Source organism: Rickettsia sp., from assembly GCF_965035265.1.
In genome coordinates this window covers 1-3,478 of sequence record NZ_CBCDJS010000120.1, presented here as the reverse complement: position 1 = coordinate 3,478, position 3,478 = coordinate 1, and the positions used below count along the sequence as shown (strand labels likewise).

Sequence of the window (3,478 nt, the reverse complement as noted above, 5' to 3'; positions counted from 1 at the left end):
AACCTATGAATGTTTATCTGGATTACGTACAACATTATGAACAAATAGCAGCTCAATTTTAAGCAACATTACCAAGTACATTGTTCATATATTTTGTCTTGATTTTTCAGGCCATTATATATCTACTTTAGCATTATTATTACCGCCGTATCCGTGCGGTGCTCCTATAGCATTTTGCACTGCTGCTTGAACTTGATTATTATTAACAATGTTATTAATTAACCTTACGGCTTGGATTAGCATCAGAAACTCTAAATTCAGCATTATTATATCCATAAAGATTAACATTACCTATAGCGATATCGTTATCAAAATTAATTATCTGACCACCTTGTGTAAGGATAATATTATCATTATTTGCCGGTGCATTTTGAACCCCATTATTACTCACCCAACCTATATTGTTCATCGTAGAAATATATCCGTTTCTAACCGCAATATCCGCAGCCAAGCTTTCCATACTTGCAAGTAGTCCAATACTACTGGTTGTTAGTAAAAGTTTATTTAAAAAAGTTTTTTTCATATTAGTCATAATTTCCCCTATAACTTTGTTGTTTTTAATGATTTACCACTTAACTTATTGGTCATTATACATTATTTATTTACAACACTCAACAATTAATTAATAAATTTACTAATAGTTAATATTTATTAACTATTTATGATTAAGTAGCTTATGAAATTTAAGGGAAATAGGTTGGTTTAATGGAAGGAAAGGGTTATGGGTAGTCGTCATTGCGAGGAAATTGCATAGCAATTGACGAAGCAATCTCAGGAATGTTTGACGAGATTGCCACGCAGCCTACGGCTGCTCGCAATGACGTCAAAACAACACTTTACTCATCATCTATATTAGAAAGCTCATCTTGTAATTCTTGAGAAAATATATCCTCATCATCGTTAGAATCATTCGGTTTCTTGAAAGAGTTTTTGAAATTATTTAGGTCTTTATTTTCAAATATTTCAATAGATTTTAAAGTCTCGTTTGGAATTATAATTATAATATTTTTACTTAATTCATCTAAATAATCAGTGGTGACGGAAACTTTTAATACTCCTCCATATTTGCTCTGTTTGCTACTTACTACAAAATCTTTTAAAGATTTACTTTTAAAATAATTCTCAGAAGTAAAGATCATTGTTATAAAAAATAGTACTACCGAGATAGCAATACCTACGGCAAGTCCTGCCAGTAGCCCTAAGAATCTATCAATAAAACCGTTTCTCATAAACGAAATTATAGCAAGAAATTTATAAACAATAAAAACACATAAAATTAAAGAAATAACATAGGATATAACACCGGCGATAATTATTTTTATAACCTCATTATCCATATATTTCCCGATTAGTTCAGAAATATACGGATATAAGAAATATCCTAACATTATCGAAGTAATAAAACCGAGTATTCTAGTTGAAAACCCGATTATGCCTTGGTATAAGCCAAAAAATGAGAAAATAGTAATAATAGCAAAAATAGTAATATCAAAAAATGTGATCATTATTGTTAACTTCTATTGAATAATTTAGTTTAAATCTTATATACTTTAAGAGGTGATCTATAAAGATATTATAAATAATAATTTATGTATGAGCGATAAAATTTTTCATAACCTATCCGGTAAGACTCTAGTTGCTACGCCGCATGTAATTACAAAGGGCATTTACCATAAATCCTTAATTTATATGTTATCACATACGGAAGAAGGAGCGATAGGATTAATATTTAACCGCTTGGTAAATCATATAGACTTAAAATCATTTTTTAAAATAAAAAATGACGAAACAACAGACCTTGTTATGGTTCCTATATATCTCGGCGGTCCTGTGGAACATGAAAAAGGGTTTTTTCTTCATTCTACCGATTATGATAAAAATTTGTTGTTGGATTTCCATAATGATTTAGCAGTAAGTTCTAATGTAGAAATTTCGGAAGATATAGTTTTCGGCAAAGGACCTAAAAATAGTTTATTCATTATTGGTTATACCGCATGGAAACCAGGGCAGCTTGAAGAAGAATTAGAAAAAAATCTGTGGCTGATTATGGATTGCAACAAAGAATTTATTTTTGCCGATAATCCGGAAAATAAATGGCATAGTGCATTAAAGCATTTAGGTATTGATGGGATGCATTTTTCTCTGCAAACAGGAAATGCTTAGATAAAGTCATTAGGCATGGTTTATGTGTCATTCCTGCGAAAGCAGGAATTCAGAAAAAAAAATGATAGAAACACAAAAAATTATATAAAATGTTTAGTATATAATTTGCTTAAAAAACTGGATTCCAGCTTTCGCGGGAATGACATAAACGAGTTATGCAACAACGTTTATAAGCTCGCAGTAATAACATTTTTATTTAATCAACATTTTTCGGCAAACCTAAAACAATAATGCTTTAAAAATTTTCCCTGACTGCTAATTAAATAGACAAAATTAGAGTGTTGTAATTCATATTTATTTGTTTTTGCATCAAATATTTTTAACGTATAAAAGACCTTAAATTGATCTGCTAAGTGCTGGATATCTTGTACTTTTCCTGTTAAACCTATAAAATTAACATCTATTTTTTCTAAATATTTTTTTAATACTTCACTTGTATCATACTCAGGATCTAGAGTAATAAAAACTACTTGTACTAGAATATTCTCTTTCTTCAAAATCTTAATAATATCTTCTACTTTTTTTAATGCTTGATTGTCATACAAAGAATAAGTAGTACCAAAATAAATTAAACTTAAATGACCTTGCAAATGGGTACTATCAAATTTCTTTCCTTCTTGATCTATAAGAGCAAACTTAACTTTAAGCGAATCGTCCATACTACTGGTTTTCGCATCAATCTTAAGCTTAGACGGTGTTAATGAAGAATAAAATAAACATAAAAATATTATGCCCGTAATCATAGCTAGGGCTATAAAAATTTTTATTACATACATTTGGTTTTTATTATTTTTCATAACATAAGTAATTATTAATATTTATTTATAATAAAACTTATTCTTATCATATATGCAATAAAAATCATCTTCTAATATATTAAATATTGTAATATCTAAACTGTAATATTTTTATCACATACATATTTTTAGTTAAAATAAATTAATTAATTAACTAACTAAGTTGAAATTTTTTGAGTTAATCTTAAGGTTAAGAACAAAATAAAAAAACAACTGATAAGGATGATTAATATGTTAGATTGGTCAAAAATGACTAAAACACAACAACAGCAAGAAACGGAAAAATCTGTTTTTGAAATATTAGAACCGGTTAAGCTGATAAATGAATATGAGAAGAAATATGCACCTATTATTAATGAAAGTAATAAAGCTATATAGTAAATCATATAGTATTAGGTGCAGTAAAAAACTTTTTTAAAGTTTCGTACAAGTTTGCGAATTCAGTAATTTTATTCTTAATCCATCGTTTCATATTAGCCCAGAATTTTTCTATCGGATTTAAATCCGGTGAATATGGC

Annotated in this window: 6 protein-coding genes and 1 pseudogene; 2 read left to right on the top strand and 5 right to left on the bottom strand. The window is 28.3% G+C overall.

Translation table 11 applies throughout. The features are described from left to right. Positions 1 to 114: 114 nt before the first annotated feature. The 3 genes from AC1Z7D_RS06610 to AC1Z7D_RS06600 form a co-directional block, all read right to left on the bottom strand. Positions 115 to 243 (bottom strand): hypothetical protein, encoded by a 129-nt coding sequence (locus AC1Z7D_RS06610; RefSeq protein ID WP_482603033.1) that lies wholly within the window; start codon positions 241 to 243, stop codon positions 115 to 117. After that, positions 215 to 532: a hypothetical protein gene (locus AC1Z7D_RS06605; protein WP_482603031.1), complete on the bottom strand. Its 318-nt coding sequence runs from the start codon at positions 530 to 532 to the stop codon at positions 215 to 217. The genes AC1Z7D_RS06610 and AC1Z7D_RS06605 overlap by 29 nt, the downstream gene beginning before the upstream one ends. A 304-nt stretch (positions 533 to 836) precedes the next feature. After that, complete coding sequence (locus AC1Z7D_RS06600) at positions 837 to 1,505, bottom strand: CvpA family protein (RefSeq protein ID WP_482603029.1); 669 nt, start codon at positions 1,503 to 1,505, stop codon at positions 837 to 839. Positions 1,506 to 1,593: 88 nt separating this feature from the next. On the opposite strand from AC1Z7D_RS06600, the gene AC1Z7D_RS06595 reads away from it, so the two are divergent. Further along, on the top strand, positions 1,594 to 2,163 hold the full coding sequence (locus AC1Z7D_RS06595) for a YqgE/AlgH family protein (protein ID WP_482603027.1): 570 nt from the start codon (positions 1,594 to 1,596) through the stop codon (positions 2,161 to 2,163). Between the two features lie 196 nt (positions 2,164 to 2,359). Here the strand turns inward: AC1Z7D_RS06595 and AC1Z7D_RS06590 are convergent. Beyond that, positions 2,360 to 2,960 (bottom strand): annotated as a pseudogene (locus AC1Z7D_RS06590) (SCO family protein). Between the two features lie 231 nt (positions 2,961 to 3,191). On the opposite strand from AC1Z7D_RS06590, the gene AC1Z7D_RS06585 reads away from it, so the two are divergent. After that, the gene (locus tag AC1Z7D_RS06585) at positions 3,192 to 3,338 is read left to right on the top strand and encodes a hypothetical protein (RefSeq protein WP_482603025.1); all 147 of its coding nucleotides are present in this window, start codon (positions 3,192 to 3,194) and stop codon (positions 3,336 to 3,338) included. 4 nt (positions 3,339 to 3,342) lie between these two features. Here AC1Z7D_RS06585 and AC1Z7D_RS06580 read toward each other — a convergent pair. Continuing rightward, the coding region (locus AC1Z7D_RS06580; protein ID WP_482601297.1) for a transposase at positions 3,343 to 3,478 on the bottom strand (136 nt) is incomplete at its 5' end.